The sequence below is a fragment of the Arthrobacter sp. Helios genome (assembly GCF_023167125.1).
GTDB lineage: Bacteria > Actinomycetota > Actinomycetes > Actinomycetales > Micrococcaceae > Arthrobacter_B > Arthrobacter_B luteolus.
On sequence record NZ_CP095402.1, the window covers coordinates 422,972 to 446,281 of the forward strand.

Sequence of the window (23,310 nt, forward strand, 5' to 3'; positions counted from 1 at the left end):
CCGAACCCGGCAGCATCGAGTGGACCTCACCAACAGGACGGGCTTACCGCACCGAAGCCGCTCTCGACTACCTTGGCCATCTACCCCCGGGCTTGGGCATGGGCATGGGAATGGGCCGGGGCATGGACCCTGGCATGGACCCGGACACAGACGCGTATGCGGATGTGGATGCGGATACAAATACGGATACCGGGAGGGGAGCCGGGACTGTCTCCCGCCGGGGGAACGGCAACCGTGAACCCGGGGCACCTGCTGCTGCGGATACAGCTCCCATGGCGCCTGTGAGACCCGACCTGCAGCAGGAAAACGAAGCGCCACCCTTCTAAGGACAGCTGGCGTCGCTAGGAACGGCTGGCTTTGTTGATTCATCCCCGCCCGGCCCTGGCCACGTTTATCCCGTCGATCCCCGCGCCGTCCGGGTCATGTTAATCCCCTCGTACCCCGCCCCGCCCGGGGGTCACGCTAAATCCCGTCGCACCCCGTCCTACCCCGTCCTGGGTGGCCCTGATCCCTCCGTCCACAGCGCCGGCCCTGCCCCCCCTGCCGCCGGCCCCGCAGCGCCCAGGAGAATGCCGCGAACCCCGACACTATGCCCCGACTCACACCCGGTACCTGAAGGGCGCGCAGGGTCCCCAATGGCACGATAGAAAGCGATGAAACTCTTTAAACGCCCGAAGAAACCGGGTGTGGTGCCCATGCCGCTGTGGCTGCAGGGAATGTTCGAACTGGGGCAGGCAGCAGTGCTGTCGGCGCTGGTAGTCATCCTGCCGCTGACCGGTGTCTGGGCCGCGAACGGGTTCTCGGACCGCGACTACGCCTCCCTTGCCCGGCTGAGCGGTCAGGCCTGGCTGCTCCTCCACGGAGTGCCGCTGTCCCTGACGTTCCCGGCGGGCACGGTTGGGCCGGAAGAGACGGGAGGGCTCCTCTCCCTCATCCCACTTGGCCTGACCCTCATCCCGTTCTTCCTCGCCTGGCGTGCAGGCCGCCGCCTGGCCCGGGCCTCGTACACGGACCAGCTGTGGCAGGCCCTGCTGGGCGCGGTTGGAATCTATGCCCTGGTTGGAACGGCGGCAGCTTACTTTTCGGCGAACGACGACGTTCGAATCTCACTCGTCGCAGGTGGGCTGGTGCCCCTTATCCCGGCAGGCCTGGGCCTCATCATCGGTGCCCGCAGGGAAGCCGGTTCCTGGGTGCGGCTCATCGGCGTGGACCTCACCGACTGGATCGCTCGAACCAGCCAGCATTCCCGCTGGGCGGGTTCCTACCTGTGGGCCGCGGTACGCGCCGGGGTTGTGGGAATCAGCGCGGCGCTGGGGCTTTCGGCACTGCTTCTGGTCGTGGCGCTGGCACTGAACTGGGCACAGATGGTAGCCATCTACGAGCGGCTCGACGCCGGAATTATCGGCGGGGTGGTGCTCACCGTGGCTCAGTTGGGACTGATCCCCAACTTCGTCGGCTGGACCCTGTCCTGGGCCTCGGGTGCGGGGTTCGCGCTTGGCGCCGGCAGCACGATCAGCCCGCTGGAAACAACGGTCGGACCTCTGCCGGCCCTGCCCGTGCTGGCTGCGCTCCCCAGCGGGCACATGGACTTCGCCTACGCGGCGCTGCTGATCCCGGTTGCGGCCGGGGTCCTCGCCGGCTGGTGGTTCCTGCGCGAAGGAGAGAACCATTTCGACGAGTGGCTGGCCATCAAGATCCATGCCCGCTGGTTCACCGCCCCGGTTTCGACCATCGCGCTGGGCGCAATCATCGGAATTGTCTCCGGACTGTTCGCAATGGCGGCTGCCTGGATATCCAGGGGCTCCCTTGGCATCGGACGCTTCACGGAGATCGGCCCGGATCCTCTGTGGACCGGCATCTGGATAGCAGCGGAAGTCGCCGTCGGCGCCGTCATCGGCTATGCGGCCGGTCCTTGGCTGGAACACGAAAAGCGGCGCCGTCCGGCTGTTTCGGAAGAGGTTCTGGACAACGCTTAGGCGCGCCAGAACTGGCCTGGCGCCGGCGTCGGCCCGCCGACGCCGGCCCCGCTGGCTACGGTTCGGGGATCATTCCGCCGAAGGTCATGTAGTCCTGCACACAGTTCTCCGTCGCCTGAACCGTCAAGGCCGACTGCATGCAGGTCTCGTACTTGGCCGTCAGCGGCCACAATGCCACCATCGCGGCGAGCCCCAGAGTCATAAACGCGGTAGCGGCCAGGCCCATGGAAACGATGACCCGGAGCATCCGGTGCATGCCGAAACGGATGATCTTGACCATTGCCATGATGCCAACCACCAGGGCGGCAACGCCCAGCGCCAGCGGCAGCAGCTTCCACGGCAGGGCCAGTTCGGAGCTGATCAGCATACCGGCGAGCAAAGCGATAAACACCCAGAGGAAGGACCGGGCTTCTTTGGTCTGCGCCTCGGTCGGCTCGGGCTTGCGGGTAGCCGGAGGAAACGGCGGTCGCGCATTCAGTGGAGGGCCGTCGTTGTTCATGGATTAAGCCTAGGCGACGCTTGGACTTAAGGTTGACACATGCGAATTGTTGTTCTGGTCTCCGGCACCGGCTCTAACCTCCAGGCCGTCATCGACGCCGTAGCCGTGGGGGATCTGAAGCTCGAGATCGCCGCGGTGGGGGCCGACCGCCCAGGCACCTACGGCGTCGAACGGGCTGCAGCGGCGGGATATGAAACGTTCCTGGTGAATTTCCGGGACTACGCCGTCCGCGCCGACTGGAACCGCGCGCTGACGGAGAAGGTCGCATCCTATGCGCCCGACGTCGTTCTGTCCTCGGGTTTTATGCGGATTGTGGATGAGCACTTCATCGACAGTTTTGTCGGCCGCTACATCAACACCCACCCGGCGCTGCTGCCCTCTTTCCCCGGTGCGCACGGCGTGCGCGATGCCCTCGCCTACGGGGTGAAGATCACCGGCTGCACGGTTCATATTGCCGACGCCGGTGTGGACACCGGCCCGATCCTCGCGCAGGCGGCAGTGGAGGTGCTCGACGGCGACACCGAGGAATCGCTGCACGAACGCATCAAGGTCCAGGAACGCCGGCTGCTGATTGAAACGCTGCGGCAGCTGAGCACCATGGGTGTTCCCTCGCTTCCCCAGCGCTGACCGCCGGCGCTGACCTGAGGCAGTGCGGGACCGGCCGGAAACCTGCATCCTCCCAGCCGATCCCGCAAAACTGCTAGTCCAGTGCCGTGCCCCGGGTCTCCGGTGAGAAGCGGGCCATCCACAGCACTGCGGCCAGAACCAGTACACCGGCAACCGCGAAGGACAGCGGCAGGCCCAGATACGGCCACAGCACGGAGACAAACAGCAGCGGGCCAAACCCGGCCCCCACCCGCGACGCCGTTGACGCCCACCCGAAACCGCTGGCACGCAGCCTGGTCGGATACAACTCGGAGACATAGGTGTACAGCACGGGGATGGCCACCTGCACCACGAACCCGTAGATCAGCAGCCAGGTGGTTGCCGCAGCCGGAACATCCACTACCAGTGCGACCACGACCAACGACGCTGCGGCAGCGGGCCCGGTGACCGCGAGCAGCCACTTGCGGCCCACACGTTCGACGAGCAGGGCAGCTGCCACCACACCCAAGAGGCCGACGGCGGCCATGCCGGACGTTGTCAGGAAGGCCTTGTATTCGGCGAAGCCGGCGTCAACCAGGATTTTCGGCATCCACTGCAGGGCCAGGTAGTAGACCAGCAGGATCGTCACGAACAGGGACCACGCGGTGACGGTCGATTTCGGGTTGGAACGCCAGACTTCCGTCAGCTGGCTGCCCATGGTCTTCAGCGTGAACTTCGGTGCCGGCTCGGGTTCGGGCAGCCGCCATTCGGTCTGCGTCCCGCCGGTGCGGGCAATGAGGTCATTGATCACGGCCTTGGCTTCTTCGGTGCGCCCCTTACGGACCAGGAAGAGGGGCGATTCCGGAACTGAGCGGCGCACCCAGAACACCAGCAGGGCCGGCGCCACCATGATCAGCATGGTCCAGCGCCAATCCGCGACGGTTGCCATAATCACCGCGGAGGTGACGCCGCACAGGGCAGCGCCCACCGGCCACCAGCCGTCCATGGCCGTGAGTACCCGGCCGCGCTGCTTGCGCGGAGTGAACTCTCCGACCAGTGCGTAGTCCACCGGCACACAACCGCCAAGCCCGATTCCCGCGAAGAACCTGAAGACGCAGAACCAAGCGATGTCAGGCGCGAACGCACCGAGAACAGTGAAGATCGAGAAGATCAGCAGGGTGGCGGTGAAAGCCCGCTTGCGGCCGATCGCATCGGCGATGGACCCCCACACGAAGGCGCCGATCGCCATACCGAGCAGGTTGGCGGTGCCAATCCAGGCTGCCTGGGCGGGGACCAGGCCCCACTCCTTGGAGAGCAGCGGAATCAGGACGCCGTTCAGCGTGACGTCCCAGGCATCGAACATAAAACCGAGCCCGCCGATGAGGAAAATCCTGCCTTGGACCCGCCAGCGCCAAGGCAGGTTTTGGACTACCTCGTCACCCGCCGGGAGGGTGTGGGTTGTGGTCATGAGTGGCCTTCCGGGGGAGTTATGGTCAAATTCGTCGAAACTCGTAAAACTGTACAACGAATTTTCCGGAACCGCTCCCGACGGCGGAATACGATGACTTTTTCGGCTCACCGCCAGGTTTGTCCCAGCCCAGCCCAGTGCCCGGTGCCCAGCCCGGCCCAGCCCAGCCCGGCCCAGCCCAGCCCGGCCCAGCCCAGCCCGGCCCAGCCCCCGGCCCAGCCCAGCCCAGCCCAGCCCAGCCCAGCCCGGCCCAGCCCAGCCAGCTCCTTGCCCGGCCCCGGCCCCGAGCCCAGCCAGTGCCCAATGCCCAGTGTCCAGCCCACTGTCCGGCGGAGCCTGTGAAGTTGTTCGGAGAGCTGCTTGTAAAGCTGTTGAGGGAGCTTCTGAAATGGACGGGATGGGGAGAGGGGGAACAGGGTGTGAGGAATGGGCGCCGGCGAGGGCGAACGATGCCGTTTGGGTGGGGGAGGATCTCTGGGCTCCGCCGGCCCAGCGGGGGTCGGGTATGCCAGCCCGCCATCAGCGCCAGCCCGGCACACGTCGGCGCAGGACTCTAGATCTCCCGGCCCGCCATTGACCCCGGTCCGTCATCGCCGTCAGCCATGGCCGTACTGCTGGTTCCTGGCAGGTGCGTCAGTAGTCGACCCGGCGCCCAAAGCCTGGCGGAACCGAAGCTGACCGGCAGCTCAGACGGTTCCGGACACGCAGGAAAATATGGGGTTGAAGTGCCAGCCGCTCGGCAAATTGCTCAACAGACACATATGGCCGGCCCTGCCGAAGACTCACCGCACGGGCCGCCAGATCGGCGTCGAAACCAGGCAGGGCGGCAAATTCCTGGAGGGAAGCGCCATTGACTTCCACAGTGTCCACTCCCGCATCTACACCGGCCTTCCGCGGGCCGCGACGGGGCGCAGGACCGGCCGTAGGGCCAGCATTAGGACCTGGACCTGGACCTGGACCTGGACCTGCACCAGGACCAGGGACCGGGGTCGGGACAGCTGCCGGGATCCGGCCTCCGCTGCCCGGACTGCTGACGCCGCGAGTACGAGCTGCCCGCTGCGGCTCGGCGGCTTCAACTCGGACGCTGCCAGCCCCCTGCTTCGCGCCCCGTTTGGGTGCGGCCGGCGTGCCGGCGCGGTTTGCCCGCTCAGCGCCGCCCCTGGCACGCCGGGCCTGCGCTGACGCAGGAAAAGCGGCGTCGACTCCCTTCCGCGCAGCCCATTTGATCCGCAGGTACTCACGGTTGGCTCCTGCAGCGAAGCTGCTGCCGCCCAGCCAGACGGCCATCAGCAGCCAGTCCGCTGTCTCACGCTGCCAGATGGCAGCTCCGGACAGCCAGACCATGGACGTAATTGACGCAGCGCCCAGCAGGGCGCCGAGCCCCATCCATGCCGGGCGCCGGGAAGCGATACCCACATAGAGGATGATCCAGGGTGCTGCCAGCCCAAAAGTGCCCACACACATAAACACCCAAAGACTGTTCCGGATCTTCCAAGCCGTTGTGGGCTGCTCCGAACCGCGCGTCCTCGCAGCGCTCATCAATAGTCCACCTTTCGTCCAAACCCGTTCCCAGTGGACCTGCTGGGTGGTCCGTTACCGAAGCTCACCCGGCCGCGCAGCCGTTCGGTTCCCTGGGGCCCCAGGCTGAGCCGCCGCCCATAGTCCTCCAGCGACGAAAAAAGTCCCTCTTCCCGGCGCAGACGGACCGTCTGGGCGGCACGCTGCTGCCCGATCCCCGGCAATTGCCGCAGGTCCCGTTCCGAGGCGGCATTCACGTTCAGCAGCAGTGCGCCAACCGCAGCACCCGGGAGCGGCGCCCCGGCCGTTTGCGCCCCGGCCGTTTGCCCTCCGGCAACACGGCTCCCGGAAGCGCCGCCCGACGGGTTAGCACCACCCGAGGGAATAGCACCGCCGGACGTGTCTGCGTAGTACTCCGCTGCCTGGGCCAGGGGGTCGGACAGCAGACGATCCGCTGGGCTCCAGGCGGTCACGGTCACGGCGGCGGTCACGGTGGACGCAGGTGCGGGACCCGGCTCCTCGGCCGGAACACCGGCCGCAGCAGCCCGGGGCTTTCGGGGCGGGCCCGCGGGAGCGTCCCGCCAGCGCACACGCAGCCAGGCCGGTGTGATGATCAGGCAGTGAATGGTCCCAAGGATCCAGATGAGTGTCCGCAGGATCGGGCCGGCGTCCTCGTTCATCAGGAACGAAATGACGCTGGCCCCGGCGTAGACGGCACCGGGCCAGAGGAAGTTTGAGGCCCTGGCCCGCCATCCGAGCAGCAGCAGGACCGGTCCCGTGAGCAGGCCCAGGGAGAGGACGGGCAGCAGGATCCAGAGACTGCGGCGAAGCATCCAGCCGTAGCCGGGGTAGGCAGCACTGGAATCCGCCGGTGCTGCAGACATGGCCGGTGCTGCAGCCATGTCAGGCTCGGACGTTCAGGACCAGGGTGACAGTGCGGTCTTCCTCCACTGTCTCGGACTGCAGTTGAAGATTGGCGCCGCCGGCCCGTTCCTTCAGGCGCTGGACCACAGCCGCCTGCACCCGGCGGGCGTAGGCCGCATCGAGCGACTGAAGGATCGTTGCGGCCTGGTCGTGGCTCGCTCCGGGGCCGTCGAAGTGCACAGCCCAGACTCCATCGGCGCCGCGGGAGAACACGGCATCGGCCTCCTGCCAGACAGCCGTGATCCGTCCGGCGCCGGCCTTCCGGACCGTTCCGCCGGTGTCGGCTATGGCAAGCTGCAGCAGGCCAAGGTCCTTCATCCGCGTCTGCACAAGGAATTGCACAGCCTCATCCGCGGGGTTCAAGGCCTTCTCCACGGCTGTGGCAGCAGCGGACAATGCCGCCGGCAGGGCGGCCATGGCCGCTGGAATCAGCAACAGGGAAACGCTCATCACGCCTCTTTCAACGGGCGCCCGAAGGCATGGTGGGGGATGTTTCGGTCCTGCGGGCCGGGGCCGGCCGGCTAAGCCCCTCAAGGAGGTGCTCCAGTGCCGCCGTTTCGGCCCAGCCGTTGACGGTTACTGTTCCGTCCGGAGCGACCCGGACTTCCAACCGGTCCCCGCCGTCGGACCCGGGCTGCGGCGATCCCGGGACGGGTCCCAGACCGGGAATCCGGCCGCGGTACCGCTCCGTGAGGGCCCGGAGCCCCTGGTTGGTGGAGCCGACCCAGGGGCGGATCCGGTCCGGCCGGTCGGCCAGGTAGGGCCCGTCCGCGAGCAGATCGGTGGCTTCCAGCAGGGCGGCGATGTCGGCGCGGTCCTGTGCCCAGCGCTGCAGATCCGGGTAGGTGTAGCCGGTAAAAGTCATCACGCCCAGGCCCGCGCTGCGGAACGTGGAGGCGACGACGGCGGCAGCGGCAGCCTGTTCGAACGGTTCACCGCCCAGCAGGGTCAGGCCCCGGGAACCCGCCTGAAGCGCTTGTTCCACCAATAACAGGGCTTCCGTAGCGGTCGGCGTTTCCTGGCCTCCGCGGGTGCTCCACAGATGGGGATTGAAACAGCCGGGGCAGCGGATGGAACAGCCCTGCAGCCAGAGCGCGGCCCGCCGGCCCGGGCCTTCCACGTCCGTGGCGGCGAGGAAGCGGGCATAACGGAGGCTGCCTGCGGGGACGGACCGGGGAGCTGGGGGATTCAGGAACCTCCGCGGAATCAGATCTTGTGGCGCGTCCTGAGCGGCCAGGGGAGTGCGCGTCGCAGCGCTCGCGGTCGGCGGGGGTGTGTGCGGCGCAGCGGCATCCCCGACCGCTCCGTTGGCGGAGGCAGCAGGAGTCACGGGTTTGGCGGAACCCGAGGCAGCAGCCCGGGACGCCGTGCTCCCGGGAAGAGTGTTGCGGGCTCCGGACCCAACGACCGGATCAGGAAGCCGATTGCTCATTGCGTGCCTCCACGGCGGCGTCGACGGCCGTGCGGGTGTGGTCCTCCGTGTAGCTGCTGGACTCCGTGGTGGCGTCGAGCAGGTCCTCGAGGACGGTGATGTAGTTAAGGCATTCGTCGCCGAAGATATTGCGGGTGTCAGCGACGACGCTGCCGTCGGGGCGGACGCTGACAATCAGCTGTTTGTGGTCCATCGGTGGCTCCTTACATCCTGAAAAACCGAAACATCCTGAAACCCAAATATCCGGCAAATGGCCGGGATCTACCGGGAACTTGCCGGCTGGGGGACCGGGGTGCCCGCGCCGAAAGCCGCGGCAGGCAGGTCACCTAGAAATCCACGGTCCTTCCGCCCCGGTCCGGCACCGGTTGTCCCTGAATGGCCGCGGGAACCGGAGGGGACGCTCCGGCTGCGGCAGCGTCATCGAGATCTGCGCTCGCCGTGGCGCCGACGGCACGAAGCCGTGCCCAGGAACGGATGCGGCTGATTTCCTCCGCCTGGGTCACTGACAGCGGGATCATGTTCAGGACTGCACGCTCAAGGTCCGGGACCGTGACGCGGCGGTGCTCGGCGAACGCATCGTAGAGTGCGGCGACCACCGCCTGTTCGATTTCGGCACCGGAGTAGCTCTGGCTGGCTGTGATCAGGGGTCCAAGGGTGCCAGGGTTCGCTGCCAGGGCGGCCAAGCCATTGGCGGGCGTCGCGCGGCCCTGAAGCTGGAGCTGCCAGATAGCCCCCCGTTCCGCCTCAGTGGGCAGATCGACGAAGAAGATTTCGTCGAACCGGCCCTTTCGCAGGAATTCCGGTGGAAGGCGGTCGATGTTGTTGGCCGTGGCCACCACGAAGACCGGGTGGTTTTTCTCCTGCATCCAGGTGAGGAAGGAGGCGAAGACTCGTGCGGCGGTTCCGGAGTCACCGTCGGAGGAGGTTCCGGCGAAACCCTTTTCAATTTCGTCAATCCACAGCACACAGGGGGAAATCGCCTCGGCTGTGGCGAGGGCGCTGCGCATGTTCTGCTCGCTGGAGCCCACCAGCCCGGCGAAAACCCGGCCAATATCGAAGCGGAGCAGCGGCAGTCCCCAGGAAGCCGCGGTCGCCTTGGCGGTCAGGGACTTGCCGCAGCCGGGGACGCCGGTGATGAGGGCGCCGCGCGGCGAGGGCAAACCGAAGGCCGCCGCTTCCTCCAGCCAGGAGCCGCGGCGCCGGGAGAGCCAGCTCTTGAGGTTGTTGAGTCCGCCGACCTTGTCCAGGTCTATGCCGGCGTCGACATAGTCCAGGACACCGGACTTGCGCACCGCCTGCCGCTTTTCCTCCAGGACGGTCTTGATGTCAGCGGCGCAGAGCCTGCCGTCGTTGACCATGGCCCGGGCGAAGGCGTTTTCCGCCTCGGCCATCGTCAGACCGAGGGCGGCCTGGACAATGCCCACGTGGTCCTCCGGAGTGAGGTCGACCGTGATGGGGCCGCCGTTCTGCGCGATCATGGCGTCCAGCATGGCCGCGAGTTCGGCCCGTCCCGGCAGCGGGAAATCAACGATCGTGAGTGTTTTTTCCAGTTCCGGCGGGATCCGCAGCACCGGCCCGGTGACCACTAGGACACGGGGATTTTCACCGGTCCGGAAGCCGGCGGCGACGTCGCGGACCCGCCGGACCACCTCTGCGTCGGCCGGGCGCTGGTCGGTGCCGAAGAATGCGTGCAGGTCGCAGAAGAGGTAAATGGCGGCGTCTTGGGTGCCAAGGGCTTCGTCCAATGCGCGGGCGGGGGCGGATGTTCCGCCGCGGCTGCTGCCGTCCGGCCGGGTGAGCCCGGTTGCGGCGTTCCAGGTCCAGACCGTGCGTGGGGTGCGCTGTGCTTCGGCGATCCGCAGGACCTCCGCCCGCAGCCTGTGTTCCTCGTGCGTCTGTACGTAAATCACAGGAACACGGGCCTTCAGAGCCTGCTCAAAATTCTCACTAAAAGTCATTTATCCCCCTACATCACTACTGTAGCCCGGGACCCGCCGGGCTCCGGTGACCCGAACCCGGCGGTGATGAACCGGGGCTCCGGTGAGGTGGGACCCGCCGGGCAGCGATGAACCCGGGCAGCGCTGAATCCGGGCTCCGCTGAACCCCGGTGCGCCGGTGACCCCTCCGGTGCACCCACCACCCGCCAGCAGCCAGCAGCCGTCAGGCAGCCGGCGGATCCGCCTGGAACGTCCAGGGCCCGGTGGAGAAGACCTCAAACCAGACGGTGCCCTCCGCGTCCCACTCCAGCCGCCCTTCGTCGTCGGGCATACCCAGGAAATCGCTCCCGGCTCCATGGTGCGCAATGACGTACAGCAGGGGGTCGCTGCCGTCGGCCGTGCCGAACCGCCCGGAGGAAGCATCGCCAACGTAGCGGAAGATCCCGGGTTCGCTGCCTTGGGCTGCGCCGTCCGCCGTCGGCAGGGCCGGGATTTCAGCCTCCACCGACCACTGGCCGTTTGCCTCAACGTAAAGCCGGTTATCCCGGACGTCCAGCAGCACGAAGGAGGGGGCAGGCCCACCGGCCGGTGCCTCACCGCCGGCCGGTTCCTCAGCGCTGAGAATGGTGCCGGGGTACTCGGTTCCGGACCCGGCCTCCAGTATCCGGACGAGCCGCATCAGGCCGTCGGAGGTTCCGCGAAGCAGCACCGGCAGCGGTTCGCCGTTCCCGGCCTGGGCCAGCAGGTCCTCCGGAAGCTCCAGCTGTGCGCTGTCCGACCCCGACCACCGGTACCTGCCGTCCGCCGCCTCCGGGAACACCAGGGGGTCATTGGTTCCGGGTTCCCACGGCCGCGGCTGCAAAGCCAGCGGAGATGTCTGCCAGCCCAGGATCGAGGCCGCAGTGGAGAAGGCGGTATGCGGGGCGGGCAGGAAGAGCACGCCAAGCAGCGTCAGAGCGGCCAGCCACGAGAGCATCGAGAAGTTCCGGATGCGCCGCTTCATTTCTGCCCCTGATGTCTGCACCGATGTCGATTTCGGAAGGCCGGTCCGCGTTTGTCGGGAGTGTGGCCCGGCGCAGCCTGGATGGTTTCAAGGAAGGATATCGGTTCGAATGAGTCCGCAGGCCCCGGCTCTGTTACCCGCAGTCGGTAAAGCTCGGTACGCCGGGCATAAACTGGTCCCGGGCCCGCCCGGCCGCAATCCGCGGCGGTCGCGGCTCGATCTGCCGAAACCACGTCACCTGGAGTGCCTTCCGTGAAACACACCCCCCTCGACCGTGTCCCCATCCGCCGGGCCTTGATCTCGGTTTATGACAAGACCGGACTGACGGAACTGGCCCAGGGCCTCTCCGCTGCCGGCGTCAGCATCGTCTCCACCGGCTCGACCGCCAAGCAGATCGCTGCGGCCGGCGTGCCGGTCACCGAGGTTGCCGAAGTCACCGGCTTCGCCGAATGCCTAGACGGCCGGGTGAAAACGCTGCACCCGCGCGTACACGCCGGTATCCTCGCTGACCGCCGCCGCCAGGACCACAGGGACCAGCTGGAGGAACTTGGCATCGAGGCCTTCGACCTGGTGGTCGTTAACCTGTACCCGTTCGTCGAAACGGTGAAGTCGGGCGCGGCCCAGGACGACGTTGTGGAGCAGATCGACATCGGCGGACCCTCCATGGTCCGCGCCGCGGCGAAGAACCACCCGTCGGTCGCCGTCGTCGTTGACCCGGCAAAGTACAGCGCCGTCACCACTGCTGCCGCTGAAGGCGGCTTTGACCTCAACGAACGACGCCGGCTGGCCGCCGAGGCGTTCGCGCACACCGCTGCGTACGACACTGCTGTGGCAACCTGGACCGCCCAGCAGTTCGGCGACGGCACCGAAGCCGGCGCCGCCTGGCCCGCATACACCGGCATGGCGCTGGAACGCTCCGAGGTGCTGCGCTACGGCGAAAACCCTCACCAGGCCGCCGCGCTTTACGCTGATCAGGAGGCGCTGCCCGGCGTCGCCCAGGCTGACCAGCTGCACGGCAAGGCGATGTCGTACAACAACTACGTCGACGCCGATGCCGCCCTGCGCGCCGCCTTCGACTTCGACGAACCGGCAGTCGCCGTCGTCAAGCACGCCAACCCCTGCGGTGTGGCTGTGGCCTCTCCAAGTGCCGCGGACCCGATCGCCAACGCCCACCTGAAGGCGCACGCCTGCGATCCGGTCTCCGCCTACGGTGGAGTCATCGCGGCGAACCGGACCGTTACCGCGGGCATGGCCGAAACCGTCAAGGACATCTTCACCGAAGTTGTCATCGCTCCGGACTTCGAGCCCGAGGCCGTGGAAATCCTGACCCGCAAGAAGAACATCCGCCTGCTGACCCTGCCCGACGGCTACGGCCGCAACCCGGTGGAGTTCCGCCAGGTCTCCGGCGGTGTGCTGATGCAGCAGCCGGACACCGTGCAGGCTGAAGGGGACGACCCCGCTAACTGGACGCTGGCCGCCGGCGAAGCCGCGGATGAAAAGACGCTGGCTGACCTGGTCTTCGCGTGGACCGCGGTCCGCGCCGCCAAGTCCAACGCGATCCTGCTGGCCCGCGACGGAGCTTCCGTCGGCGTCGGCATGGGCCAGGTCAACCGGGTGGACTCCTGCAAGCTCGCCGTGGAACGCGCCAACACCCTCGCCGGCGACGACGACGAGCGCGCCCGCGGCGCGGTGGCCGCCTCCGACGCGTTCTTCCCGTTTGCCGACGGCCTGGAGATCCTGCTGAACGCCGGTGTCCGCGCCGTCGTCCAGCCCGGCGGTTCAGTCCGTGATGAAGAGGTGATTGCAGCAGCCAATGCTGCCGGCGTCACCATGTACTTCACCGGCGCCCGCCACTTCTTCCACTAGGAAGCGTCCTCCGGCCTCCGGTCTGCAGGCTGCGCGTGTGACGAATGCGCGCAGCCTGCAGTTTATGGAGCGCAAGGGCGCTGTGGCATAGTTGGACTCAGATACCAGACCCAAAAAGCCGGGTCCCTGCATGTCAAAAGCCATGTCCGGACCCCCATCACACTAGGAGACCGTGTGGCTGACAAAATCAAGGTTGTGGGCTCTGTCGTAGAGCTCGACGGCGACGAGATGACACGGATCATCTGGCAGTTCATCAAGGACCGCCTGATCAATCCGTATCTGGACGTTGACCTCAAGTACTACGACCTGTCGATCCAGAACCGCGACGCCACGGATGACCAGGTCACCATCGACGCCGCCAACGCCATCAAGGAACACGGTGTGGGCGTCAAGTGCGCCACCATCACTCCGGACGAGGCCCGCGTCGAAGAATTCGGCCTGAAGAAGATGTGGGTTTCCCCCAACGGGACCATCCGTAACATCCTCGGCGGCGTCGTCTTCCGCGAACCGATCATCATCTCCAACATCCCGCGCCTGGTCCCGGGCTGGAACAAGCCGATCATCATCGGCCGCCACGCCCACGGCGACCAGTACAAGGCCACCAACTTCAAGGTGCCCGGTGCCGGTACCCTGACGCTGACCTACACCCCCAAGGACGGCGGGGAAGAAATCAAGACCCAGGTTGTCACCTACGGTGACGACGGCGGCGTGGCCATGGGTATGTACAACTTCAACGACTCCATCCGCGACTTCGCCCGGGCATCCTTCGCCTACGGCCTGCAGCGGAACTACCCGGTGTACCTCTCCACGAAGAACACGATCCTGAAGGCCTACGACGGCCAGTTCAAGGACCTCTTCCAGGAAGTCTTCGACGCCGAGTTCAAGGACCAGTTCGAAGCAGCCGGCCTCACCTACGAGCACCGCCTGATCGATGACATGGTTGCCTCCGCGATGAAGTGGGAAGGCGGCTACGTCTGGGCCTGCAAGAACTACGACGGCGACGTCCAGTCCGACACCGTGGCACAGGGCTTTGGCTCGCTGGGCCTGATGACCTCCGTGCTGATGACCCCGGACGGTAAGACCGTCGAGGCCGAGGCTGCACACGGTACCGTCACCCGGCACTACCGCCAGCACCAGCAGGGCAAGCCCACCTCCACAAACCCGATCGCCTCGATCTTCGCGTGGACCCGTGGCCTGATGCACCGCGGCAAGCTGGACAACACCCCCGAGGTCATCAACTTCGCCGAGACCCTTGAAGACGTAGTCGTCAAGACGGTCGAATCCGGCAAGATGACCAAGGACCTTGCAGCTCTGGTCGGACCCGACCAGGCCTACCTGACCACCGAAGAGTTCCTCGCCGCACTGGACGAGAACCTGAAGGTGCGCCTGGGCTAAAACCCGGCATCCAGTACTAAAACTGCAGCCAGCCCCGGTCCGATTGGACCGGGGCTGGCTGCGTTATCCCGGAAAGCGGTTAGGCGCGGATCAGACCGAGCGCCCTTCTGGTTTTACGGAGAACTCCAGTTCCTGAATGAGCTCCGGCCGCACCGGGGTGATGCTTAGCGAACAGTGCAAATCTGCATACCGGCCTGGGACGCGCCAGCTGATCTTCGAGGAGCTCTCCGGGACAGCTGGCGTTGCCCATGCCGGGCTGAGGCCACCTGTCTCCTTCATGAGTCTGGCCAGTTCCGCCCGGCGGTGCTCCATTGGAAGATCCTTCACCATATTGTCAGCGAAAACCGCGCATGCGTGTGCGTCCTCCCATTGGGTCAGCAGCGCGTTGATCCGCTCTCGGGCGTGGAGGGCTGAGGCCCAAGGCTCCGGCCGCGGCGGTACGGGGCAGAGAAGCGCGGTTTCCCGTGCGCCCCGGCCATGGACCGGCGGCGCGGTGTCCTCCAACAGTCGGGCAAAAACCCGCCTGACCGGGACCGCCGCCTCAGCATAGGTGGCGTTCTCCACCCCGATGCCGAAGAGCCCGGTTTCAGGACTCCAGCGCATATGTGAGCTGAAACCCGGATAGCCGCCGGAGTGGGAAACCACGGTTCCGTAACCGGGCACCTCCTCAATAAAGAGGCCGAAGCCGTAGGCACGCGGCAGCTCCGTCACCTGCCCGTTCTGAGCGGGCATAAGCAGGCGCTGTCTCTGCTGCATCTCGCGTCGGGACGCAGAGGCCAGGACATCCGGCCGTTCCGGTTCCGGGGCAAAAGCCGAAGCGAGCCATCCGGCCCATCTGGCCATATCCGCTGCCGAGCTGAAGAGACCTCCGATCGGTGAAAATGCCCCGGGGCTGGTGAAGGGCTCAACTTGCCAGGCGCCGTCCAGACGGCGGAAACCCGGGGCCGGGGGAGCGTTGAGGGCTCCGGCAGAGAACGCAGTTTCGGTCAGGCCAAGCGGCTGCAGCAGCCGTTCGGCGATCAGGTCCGTATACGGTGTGCCCGTAATTTCCTCCACGATGCGGCCCAGAATGGCGTAGCTCAGATTGGAGTAGGCGAACCCGGTCCCCGGATCGGCAGCGAGAGGCAGCCCAAGGGCCAGCAGCCGGTCCAGTGCGGCTGCCGGCATTGACTCCTGGCGGTCGGCCCAGTGGTTGTCTGTCGCCAGGCCCGCGGACATGGTCAGGAGCATTTCAGCAGTCGGATGGATACGTCCGTGGAAGGCACTGCGGAGCACTGGAAGGTAGTCTTCCGCCGGACGGCTCAGATCCAGCAGCCCTTCGTCGCGGAGGATAAGGACCAGTGCAGCAGTGAAGCTCTTGGTACAGGAGGCGACCCGGTATGGCGTGTGTGTATCCGGAGTGTTGCCTCCTCCCGGGTCCACACTGCCGTAACCACCCGAGGCAATCACCTTTCCGTGCCGGCCGAAGGTATATGCACCCCCTGGCACGATTCCGGCCAGGACACGCGTGGAAAACTCCTCCGCAGTGGAACCGGGCAGTCCTGGATCACACATGAATGAGGAAATCGCCCAGTACAGCAGCGCCGGACCGAACGGATGCCACGGGAACCCGCTCATCGACGCCGTGTACCCCGGCAACGGTGCGGCCGTCCGGGTCTGCACCCAACGGGGAGAACCCATAGCAGTTGATGCCGAGCGCGCTGAACGCCTTTGCATCGGTGCCGCCGCCCATGCAGACAGGAACCACCACGCCTTCCGGATCGTGCCGCACAAGCGCTGCCCTCATAGCTTCGAACCAGGATGAATCCACCGGAGAGGACACTGCCGGCTGGTTGGAAAGGAACTCGCGGCTGACCTGGGGGCCCAGCATGGCGTCTATCGTGGCAAGGACGTCGTCCTCCGTTCCCGGCAGACACCGCACGTCCACCTCGGCCTCGGCCAGGCCGGGAATAACATTGACTTTGTAACCCGCCCGCAGGACTGTCGTTGTCGCTGAACACCGAATCGTAGCCCGTGCCACATCGCCGGCATCACCGAGTGTGTCAATGGCCGCCAGGATCCCCTCGTCGCTGCAAAGATCGGGTTCGTAACCCAAGGCCCTTGAGACACCGTCGATATAGCTGCGGACCGTCTCGGTCAGGACGATCGGCCACGTATGGTGGTTGATCCTGTGGACCGCGTCAAGCAAAGCGGTGACGGCACTGTCCGGGACCGGCCGGGACCCGTGGCCTGACGTTCCGGTTGCACTCAAGCGAAGGTGCAGCGTGCCGCGCTCCGCCGCTGCCACCGGATACACCGTCACCGTGGAGCCGTCGGCGGCCAGCAGCGGAGTCGCGTTGCCGCCGGATTCTCCGATCGCGGCTTCCACACCTGCGAAAAGCCCAGGGTGCTCGCGGACCAGCCACAAAGCGCCGTACTCGCCCTTGTCTTCCTCGTCGGCTACAAAAACGACAACGATGTCCCGGCGCGGCTGAAGACCACGTTTAGCCCAGTGCAGCAGCGTGGCCAGAGTCATCGCGGCCATGTCCTTCATGTCGCTGGCGCCGCGGCCGTAGATGTAGCCGTCCTGGATAATCCCGGCAAACGGATCAAAGCTCCACTGCTCCGGTTCGGCCGGGACCACATCGATGTGGGCATGAACCAGCAGCCCCGGAAGATCCCTGTCCTTCCCGGGGACCCGCACGACCACGGATGCGCGGTCGGGGGAGGGGCCCAGTATCTGGGCGTCATAGTGGGCCGCCTTAAGTAAATTCTGGATAAATTCTGCGCACTCTTTCTCGCCTTTCCCGTACCCGTTGCCGAGGTTGGTGGTGTCAAAACGGATCAGATCGGCGCAGAGTGCCGCGGGGTCAGTCGTGCTCAAAGAAGCTCTCCTAGGCGTAGTACAACACAGGTTCCGTGGGAAGTGGAGCGTTTCGGGAATGTTTCAAACTGGTGGATTTTGACAACTATAGGACAGTTGCGGGATTAGTTTGCCGTTCTATATGTTGTACTCAATCGTTCGTGATTTGGGTTTTATTGCGGGTAAATGTGCATCGAAAACGATGTATCTACATGCAATGTGCGTCTTCAGCATTATCAGTTTCACAACAGAAAAGAGCCTCCACATGGTGTTCCAACGCTGGTCCATACGCTCGAAGTCTCTCCCGGAACCCGGTACAGGGGAGGTCCGGCGGCACCGCGGCCGCACGGCGGCGGCGGTTCTGGGGGCCGGGGCCATCGTTGTCTCTCCGCTGGCCTTGGCCGTACCGGCACAGGGAACCGCATCCACAGCTCCGGTGCTCAAGGCGGCGCTGATCGGTGACATCGATACTCTCAATCCGTTCCTTTCGGTCCTGGCTACCGGGTCGGACATCCTGACGTTCCAGTACGAGAACCTGGTTCAGTTCGGGGCGGAAAACAATGAAATCGTGCCCGGGATCGCGGATAGCTGGGAGACGTCGGAGGACGGTACGGTCTGGACCTACACGCTTCCGGGCGATGCACTGTGGTCCGATGGCGAACCGCTGACGGCCGAGGACGTGGCCTGGACGTACAACGCCATCATGGAGATCGACGAGCTTAAACAGGCCAACGGCTCGCTGGTGGAGAACTTCGTGTCGGTTGAGGCACCTGATGACACAACCGTCGAAATCACACTCTCCGAAGCCCAGGCACCCAATCCGGGTGCTGACATCCCGGTTGTGCCGGAACATATCTGGGGGGCGCTTGAGGACCCGGCCACCTTCGAAAATGCAGCTGACACCGTTGGAAGCGGCCCGTTTGTCATCACCAGCTATGACCAGGCAGCCGGTGTGCAGCTCGCTTCCAATCCGAACTACCGTCACGGGGAGGCCAAGGTCAGCGGCCTCACCTACGTTCCGTACAAGAACACCGATGCAGCTGTCCAGGCGCTAAAGACCGGTGAAGTGGACATTGTCAGCGGCCTGACCCCGGCCCAGTTCCAGGCGCTGGAATCCGAACCCACCATCACAGTCAACGAAGGGACAGGCCGCCGCTATACTGCACTGGCCGTCAACCCCGGTGCCTTGGACTCGGACGGTAAACCGCTGGGCAACGGAAACCCTGCCCTGCAGGACCAGGTGCTCCGCCAGGCCATTGCACGTGCTGTCGACAACGCAACCCTGCTGTCCAAGGTTCGCCAGGGGCTTGGAATTCTCGGTACCGGAGAGGTGCCCACCACCTATCCGCTGTATCACTGGGATGCGGCACCCGAGGAGCTCGTGCTGTCCTTTGATCCGGAGGCCGCCAACAAAATGCTGGACGACGCCGGATATACCGCCGGCCCCGACGGCATCCGTGCGGACAAATCGGGAAATCCGCTCTCCCTGCGCCTGATGGGGCGCAGCACGGACCCAACCCACCAGCAGATGGCTGACTACATCAAACCCTGGCTGCGGGACATCGGGATCGACGTCACCACAGAGATGAAAGCTCCAGCCCAGGTAAATGACGATTCCACGGTAGGCAACTACGACATGTACTTCACCGGATGGGGCATGGGTCCGGATCCGGACTTCCAGCTCTCCATCAACCAGTGCTCCTCGAGGCCTAACGCGGACGGCACCGGAGCCACCAGCGAATCGAACTGGTGCTCCCCGGAATTCGACGAACTTTACCTTGCGCAGCACACGGAACTCGACCAGGAAAAGCGCAGTGAACTTGTTATTCAGGCGCAGAAGGAAATCTACAACGCTGCCGTAAACAACGTAATCTATTACGGCAGTGCGCTGGAAGCGTATCGTTCGGACCGCTTTACCGGATTCGTGACGCAACCATCCGAATCAGGTGTTATTTCCTCGCAGAACGGTCCGTGGGGGCTCTATAGCGCAACGCCGGTATCCGCCATAGACACCGCATCTGAAACCTCGCCGTCACCGGCACCGTGGATTGTCGGCGGTGCAGTTGTCCTGGTGCTCGTCGGAGGGGCGGTCGTCCTCCTTCGGCGCCGGGCCGCTACTGCCGACGACCGGGAGTAACCCCGCCATGTCCGGAGTGCTGAGCTCCGAAATTGAAGCAGTAACCGACCATGACGAACCAGCAAGAGGGATGTCCTGGCTCCGGTACGCCGGCAGGAAAGCAGGCGGAGCCGGGATCTCCCTGATTATGGTCGTCATCCTGGGGTTCTTCGCCTTCCGGATCCTGCCCGGTGATCCTGTCAGGTCCATGTCGGACGGGCGGCGGGTCAGCGCGGAGCAGATGGAAATCCTGCGCAGTCAACTGGGACTGGACCAGCCGCTGCTGGTCCAGTTCTGGACTTACCTCACGAACCTCCTGACCGGAGACCTGGGGTACTCCTACACCTACAATCAGCCGGTGGTTCAGCTGATCGGAGACCGGATGGGAGCCACCCTGCTCCTCACTGGATCCGCAGCGGTCATCTCCGTCCTGCTTGGACTATGGCTCGGGCAGAAGGCGGCCTGGCGGCGGAATTCACTGTTCGACAAGCTGCAGACCGGACTGGCGCTGGTGTTCTGGTCCGTGCCGACGTTCTGGCTCGGTTTGCTCCTGTTGCTCCTGTTTGGAGGAACTCTGCGCTGGTTCCCTACCGGCGGCATGGTCACGGCCGGAAGCTCGCTGACCGGGCCTGCGTACATCTGGGATGTTGCCATGCATATGGTGCTGCCTGTACTGACTATGGTCGCCGTGGTTTACGCACAGTACCTGCTGGTCATGCGTGCGTCTTTGCTGGAGGAAATGACGTCCGACTACCTGACCACCGCCCGCGCCAAGGGCCTGAAGGAGGATCTGGTCCGGCGCCGGCACGCGGTGCCCAACGCCCTGCTGCCCACCGTAACGCTGATCTTCCTCACGCTGGGCGGCCTGGTCGGCGGCGCGGTCACGGTCGAAACAGTTTTCTCCTGGCCCGGGCTGGGGTACCTGACCTTCCAGGCACTCAGCGCGCCTGACTTTCCTGTTCTCCAGGGCACATTCGTGGTGTTCTCCTCCATTGTGATCCTGATGAATTTCCTGGCGGACCTGCTGTACCGGGTCCTCGATCCAAGGCTGCGTACGTCATGACCAATCAATCGACCCGTAAACCGGGAGACACCGCACCACCCGCCGGCCAGAACGGCCGCAGCAGCGTCGCCGCCCAGCGCCGCCGGCAGCGCGTGGCAGAGGTGTGGCGCGAATTCCGTTCCAGCGGAACCGGTATGACGGGGCTCGTGTTCCTGCTGGCGGTCATCGCATTGGCTGTACTCGCGCCCGTCCTGGTCCCGGCGGAAACGCTCGACGTCACCCGCATCGACACACCCCAGAACCAGCCGCCCACCCTCGCCAACCCGCTGGGTACCGATCCGGCTGGCAGATCCATCCTGGGTATGCTGTTGTGGGGGGCCCGGATCTCGCTCCTCGTCGGCTTCGCCGCCACGATTGTCTCCGTGGTTATCGGAACCGTGATGGGCATGGCTGCGGGACACTTTAAGGGGATGACCCAGGGAGTCCTCATGCGCATCATCGACTTCTTCCTGGTGGTCCCGTCCCTGGTCCTGGCCATTGTGCTTTCATCGGTCATCGGCCCCGGAGTACTCACGATCATCGTGGCCATTGGGGTGACTTCCTGGGCCAGTACGGCCCGTCTGGTCCGGTCCCAGACCCTCACTGTCGAATCCCGTCCGTACATTGAACGGTCCTGGGCGCTGGGTGCTTCCGACAGCCACGTCATTTCCCGGCATGTACTCCCCGCAGTGATGCCCCTCGTGATGGCCAACACCACGCTCACCGTTGGATCCGCCATCATCGCGGAGTCAACGCTGGCCTTCCTTGGCCTGGGTGACCCCAGCACCATTTCCTGGGGATCGATGCTGAAAATGGCGATGGACACGGGGGCTGCGACTGGCGGCTACTGGTGGTACGTCCTGCCCCCTGGCATCGCGATCGTCGTCGTCGTGCTTGCCTTTACACTGGTAGGCCGGGCGTTCGAAGCGGTCATCAACCCCACTTTGCGAGGTCGCTAAATGCCCAAGCTTGAATTCAAAGACGTCCGGATTTCCTATGAGACTCCTGCACAAAGCGGACGCGGCACGGTGTCCGCCGTCAACGGGGTGGACCTGATCATCGAGGCTGGATCATCGGTGGGGCTGGCCGGGGAATCGGGCTGCGGAAAGTCCACCCTGGCCATGTCCGTCCTGCGGCTGTTGCCCGCCAACGCGAGGATCTCAGGGAGCATCCTGCTGGGAGATGAGGACATCTCCACCTTGAGCTGGGGAAGGCTGCGCGCCGTGCGCTGGAGCGAAGCAGCCATTGTTTTCCAAGGAGCAATGCACTCCCTGAATCCCGTTCAACGGATTAGGGATCAGATCGGTGAGGCCCTGTCGATCCACGCCACGGGGGAGCAGGCGAAATACAAATCCGAGCAGGAACGCAGCAGGCGTGTCAGCGAACTCCTGGCACAGGTAGATATCCCGGTCAGCAAGGCGGGCAGCTATCCGCATGAGCTTTCAGGCGGCCAGAAGCAGCGGGTTATGATCGCCATGGCCCTGGCGTGTGAGCCGGAAGTCATTATTGCGGACGAACCCACCACGGCCCTGGATGTTATTGTCCAATCCCAGGTTCTTGAACTGCTGACGGAACTGGTCCGCAGCCGCGGTATCACGCTGGTGATGATCAGCCACGATCTTTCCGTCCTGGCAGCCACCTGCTCACGGATCGTGGTGATGCAGGGCGGAGAGATTGTCGAGGACGGTCCTTCGGCTCAGGTGATGCGCAGCCCGCAGCACCCCCACACTCAGGCACTGGCTGCAGCCTTCCCGACCATCGGGGATCCGGCCTCCCGGCTCAGTCTGCCCAAATACACCGCTCCGAATGCACCGTCGGTCCCGGGCGCGGAGGCCAAGCCGCAGGACGGGGTACGTCCGGAACCACTCATCCGGGCGGAGGACATCACGGTTCGTTTCGGCGGGGGGAACGGGCGGGGGACGACGGCGGTCGACTCCGTGTCGCTGGCCTGTGGGCGGGGTGAAATTGTGGCACTTGTGGGACAGTCCGGTTCAGGGAAAACAACCCTGGCACGGACGATCCTGGGACTGCAGGCACCTTCTTCGGGGCAGATTACCTTCGACGGCAAACCGCTTGGCCGCGGCCGGGCCGCCCTCAAGGAATACCGGCGCCAGGTGCAGTTTGTCCTGCAGGACCCATCCGCGGCGCTCAACCCCAAGCACTCGGTCTACGAGGCAGTCGCGGAGGGACCGCGTCTGCACCAGCTGCAGCAGGCCGAGCAGGACACCGTTATCCAGGCACTGGTCTCAGCGGAGCTGACCCCGCCGGAGCGGTTCCTTTCGGCAATTCCCCAGGAGCTATCCGGTGGGCAGCGCCAGCGGGTGGTTATCGCCGGAGCGCTGGCCCTCGATCCCGCGTTTATTGTGGCGGACGAACCGGTGGCAAGCCTGGATGCGTCAGTCCGCGCGGAAATCCTGGCCTTGCTGCTCAGGCTTAAATGCGAACTCGGTCTTGGCGCTCTGGTCATCACGCACGACCTTGGACTGGCGTGGAACATAGCTGACCGCGTGGCTGTGATGTACAGGGGAAGGATCGTGGAAGAAGGCCGGACCGAGGACGTGCTGCTCAGGCCTCGGCATGAGTACACGAAGAAGCTCCTGGCAGTCGTCCCGGCGAACAACACGCTGGACGACGCCGGCGGCGATGACCGCAGCGAGGCGCTGCTGTGACGGGCCGATCCGTGCCGGCCCCGCTGCAGCCCGGCGAC

Annotated in this window: 19 protein-coding genes; 8 read left to right on the top strand and 11 right to left on the bottom strand. The window is 65.3% G+C overall.

Going from position 1 to position 23,310, the window contains the following annotated elements; genetic code table 11:
* Window positions 1–653 precede the first annotated feature (653 nt).
* The gene (locus tag ArtHe_RS01855; protein ID WP_248318497.1) at window positions 654–1,976 is read left to right on the top strand and encodes a DUF6350 family protein; all 1,323 of its coding nucleotides are present in this window, start codon (window positions 654–656) and stop codon (window positions 1,974–1,976) included.
* 55 nt (window positions 1,977–2,031) lie between these two features.
* Here ArtHe_RS01855 and ArtHe_RS01860 read toward each other — a convergent pair whose 3' ends face one another.
* Complete coding sequence (locus tag ArtHe_RS01860; RefSeq protein ID WP_066298702.1) at window positions 2,032–2,475, bottom strand: hypothetical protein; 444 nt, start codon at window positions 2,473–2,475, stop codon at window positions 2,032–2,034.
* 39 nt (window positions 2,476–2,514) lie between these two features.
* On the opposite strand from ArtHe_RS01860, the gene purN reads away from it, so the two are divergent.
* Window positions 2,515–3,102, top strand: a complete 588-nt coding sequence (gene purN, locus ArtHe_RS01865; RefSeq protein ID WP_248318498.1) for a phosphoribosylglycinamide formyltransferase — start codon at window positions 2,515–2,517, stop codon at window positions 3,100–3,102.
* A gap of 73 nt (window positions 3,103–3,175) precedes the next feature.
* Here the strand turns inward: purN and ArtHe_RS01870 are convergent, their stop codons facing one another.
* The 8 genes from ArtHe_RS01870 to ArtHe_RS01905 form a co-directional block, all read right to left on the bottom strand.
* Window positions 3,176–4,528, bottom strand: coding sequence for an MFS transporter (locus ArtHe_RS01870; protein WP_248318499.1), 1,353 nt, complete (start codon window positions 4,526–4,528; stop codon window positions 3,176–3,178).
* A gap of 107 nt (window positions 4,529–4,635) precedes the next feature.
* Window positions 4,636–4,851: a hypothetical protein gene (locus tag ArtHe_RS01875; RefSeq protein WP_248318500.1), complete on the bottom strand. Its 216-nt coding sequence runs from the start codon at window positions 4,849–4,851 to the stop codon at window positions 4,636–4,638.
* 1,215 nt (window positions 4,852–6,066) lie between these two features.
* On the bottom strand, window positions 6,067–6,930 hold the full coding sequence (locus tag ArtHe_RS01880; protein WP_248318501.1) for a helix-hairpin-helix domain-containing protein: 864 nt from the start codon (window positions 6,928–6,930) through the stop codon (window positions 6,067–6,069).
* Window positions 6,931–6,949: 19 nt separating this feature from the next.
* Window positions 6,950–7,420, bottom strand: coding sequence for a hypothetical protein (locus ArtHe_RS01885; protein ID WP_248318502.1), 471 nt, complete (start codon window positions 7,418–7,420; stop codon window positions 6,950–6,952).
* Between the two features lie 10 nt (window positions 7,421–7,430).
* The gene (locus ArtHe_RS01890; protein ID WP_248318503.1) at window positions 7,431–8,402 is read right to left on the bottom strand and encodes a 4Fe-4S single cluster domain-containing protein; all 972 of its coding nucleotides are present in this window, start codon (window positions 8,400–8,402) and stop codon (window positions 7,431–7,433) included.
* A complete protein-coding gene (locus ArtHe_RS01895) occupies window positions 8,383–8,595 on the bottom strand; it encodes a DUF2997 domain-containing protein (RefSeq protein ID WP_248318504.1) in 213 nt (70 codons plus the stop codon). The genes ArtHe_RS01890 and ArtHe_RS01895 overlap by 20 nt, the downstream gene beginning before the upstream one ends.
* A gap of 133 nt (window positions 8,596–8,728) precedes the next feature.
* Window positions 8,729–10,312 (bottom strand): AAA family ATPase, encoded by a 1,584-nt coding sequence (locus tag ArtHe_RS01900; RefSeq protein ID WP_248318505.1) that lies wholly within the window; start codon window positions 10,310–10,312, stop codon window positions 8,729–8,731.
* A 250-nt stretch (window positions 10,313–10,562) separates the two neighbouring features.
* A complete protein-coding gene (locus ArtHe_RS01905) occupies window positions 10,563–11,342 on the bottom strand; it encodes a hypothetical protein (protein ID WP_248318506.1) in 780 nt (259 codons plus the stop codon).
* 252 nt (window positions 11,343–11,594) lie between these two features.
* On the opposite strand from ArtHe_RS01905, the gene purH reads away from it, so the two are divergent.
* Together purH and ArtHe_RS01915 are read left to right on the top strand one after the other, a co-directional pair.
* Window positions 11,595–13,208 (top strand): bifunctional phosphoribosylaminoimidazolecarboxamide formyltransferase/IMP cyclohydrolase, encoded by a 1,614-nt coding sequence (purH, locus tag ArtHe_RS01910; RefSeq protein WP_248318507.1) that lies wholly within the window; start codon window positions 11,595–11,597, stop codon window positions 13,206–13,208.
* Window positions 13,209–13,382: 174 nt separating this feature from the next.
* Window positions 13,383–14,603 carry an NADP-dependent isocitrate dehydrogenase gene (locus ArtHe_RS01915; protein WP_282568705.1) on the top strand — a complete coding sequence of 407 codons (1,221 nt, stop codon included), beginning with the start codon at window positions 13,383–13,385 and terminating at the stop codon, window positions 14,601–14,603.
* 90 nt (window positions 14,604–14,693) lie between these two features.
* Here ArtHe_RS01915 and ArtHe_RS01920 read toward each other — a convergent pair whose 3' ends face one another.
* Both ArtHe_RS01920 and ArtHe_RS01925 read right to left on the bottom strand, forming a co-directional pair.
* Complete coding sequence (locus tag ArtHe_RS01920) at window positions 14,694–16,157, bottom strand: serine hydrolase domain-containing protein (protein ID WP_248318508.1); 1,464 nt, start codon at window positions 16,155–16,157, stop codon at window positions 14,694–14,696.
* Window positions 16,150–17,466 (bottom strand): M20/M25/M40 family metallo-hydrolase, encoded by a 1,317-nt coding sequence (locus ArtHe_RS01925; RefSeq protein WP_248318509.1) that lies wholly within the window; start codon window positions 17,464–17,466, stop codon window positions 16,150–16,152. Before ArtHe_RS01925 ends, ArtHe_RS01920 begins: the two co-directional genes overlap by 8 nt.
* A 244-nt stretch (window positions 17,467–17,710) precedes the next feature.
* Between ArtHe_RS01925 and ArtHe_RS01930 the strand changes: the two genes are divergently transcribed.
* The 4 genes from ArtHe_RS01930 to ArtHe_RS01945 are packed head-to-tail and all read left to right on the top strand — an operon-like array spanning window position 17,711 to window position 23,272.
* Window positions 17,711–19,582, top strand: a complete 1,872-nt coding sequence (locus ArtHe_RS01930) for an ABC transporter substrate-binding protein (protein ID WP_248318510.1) — start codon at window positions 17,711–17,713, stop codon at window positions 19,580–19,582.
* Between the two features lie 7 nt (window positions 19,583–19,589).
* Window positions 19,590–20,624: an ABC transporter permease gene (locus ArtHe_RS01935; protein ID WP_066298723.1), complete on the top strand. Its 1,035-nt coding sequence runs from the start codon at window positions 19,590–19,592 to the stop codon at window positions 20,622–20,624.
* Window positions 20,621–21,562, top strand: a complete 942-nt coding sequence (locus ArtHe_RS01940; protein ID WP_248318511.1) for an ABC transporter permease — start codon at window positions 20,621–20,623, stop codon at window positions 21,560–21,562. Before ArtHe_RS01935 ends, ArtHe_RS01940 begins: the two co-directional genes overlap by 4 nt.
* Window positions 21,563–23,272: an ABC transporter ATP-binding protein gene (locus ArtHe_RS01945; protein WP_248318512.1), complete on the top strand. Its 1,710-nt coding sequence runs from the start codon at window positions 21,563–21,565 to the stop codon at window positions 23,270–23,272.
* Window positions 23,273–23,310 lie beyond the last annotated feature (38 nt).

Bases quoted from the DNA above. Each gene is read 5' to 3' on its own strand.
- ArtHe_RS01855 (WP_248318497.1), top strand. From the start codon at position 654: ATGAAACTCTTTAAACGCCCGAAGAAACCGGGTGTGGTGCCCATGCCG.
- ArtHe_RS01860 (WP_066298702.1), bottom strand. From the start codon at position 2,475: ATGAACAACGACGGCCCTCCACTGAATGCGCGACCGCCGTTTCCTCCG.
- purN (WP_248318498.1), top strand. From the start codon at position 2,515: ATGCGAATTGTTGTTCTGGTCTCCGGCACCGGCTCTAACCTCCAGGCC.
- ArtHe_RS01870 (WP_248318499.1), bottom strand. From the start codon at position 4,528: ATGACCACAACCCACACCCTCCCGGCGGGTGACGAGGTAGTCCAAAAC.
- ArtHe_RS01880 (WP_248318501.1), bottom strand. From the start codon at position 6,930: ATGTCTGCAGCACCGGCGGATTCCAGTGCTGCCTACCCCGGCTACGGC.
- ArtHe_RS01885 (WP_248318502.1), bottom strand. From the start codon at position 7,420: ATGAGCGTTTCCCTGTTGCTGATTCCAGCGGCCATGGCCGCCCTGCCG.
- ArtHe_RS01890 (WP_248318503.1), bottom strand. From the start codon at position 8,402: ATGAGCAATCGGCTTCCTGATCCGGTCGTTGGGTCCGGAGCCCGCAAC.
- ArtHe_RS01895 (WP_248318504.1), bottom strand. From the start codon at position 8,595: ATGGACCACAAACAGCTGATTGTCAGCGTCCGCCCCGACGGCAGCGTC.
- ArtHe_RS01905 (WP_248318506.1), bottom strand. From the start codon at position 11,342: ATGAAGCGGCGCATCCGGAACTTCTCGATGCTCTCGTGGCTGGCCGCT.
- ArtHe_RS01920 (WP_248318508.1), bottom strand. From the start codon at position 16,157: ATGTGTGATCCAGGACTGCCCGGTTCCACTGCGGAGGAGTTTTCCACG.
- ArtHe_RS01930 (WP_248318510.1), top strand. From the start codon at position 17,711: ATGGTGTTCCAACGCTGGTCCATACGCTCGAAGTCTCTCCCGGAACCC.
- ArtHe_RS01935 (WP_066298723.1), top strand. From the start codon at position 19,590: ATGTCCGGAGTGCTGAGCTCCGAAATTGAAGCAGTAACCGACCATGAC.
- ArtHe_RS01940 (WP_248318511.1), top strand. From the start codon at position 20,621: ATGACCAATCAATCGACCCGTAAACCGGGAGACACCGCACCACCCGCC.
- ArtHe_RS01945 (WP_248318512.1), top strand. From the start codon at position 21,563: ATGCCCAAGCTTGAATTCAAAGACGTCCGGATTTCCTATGAGACTCCT.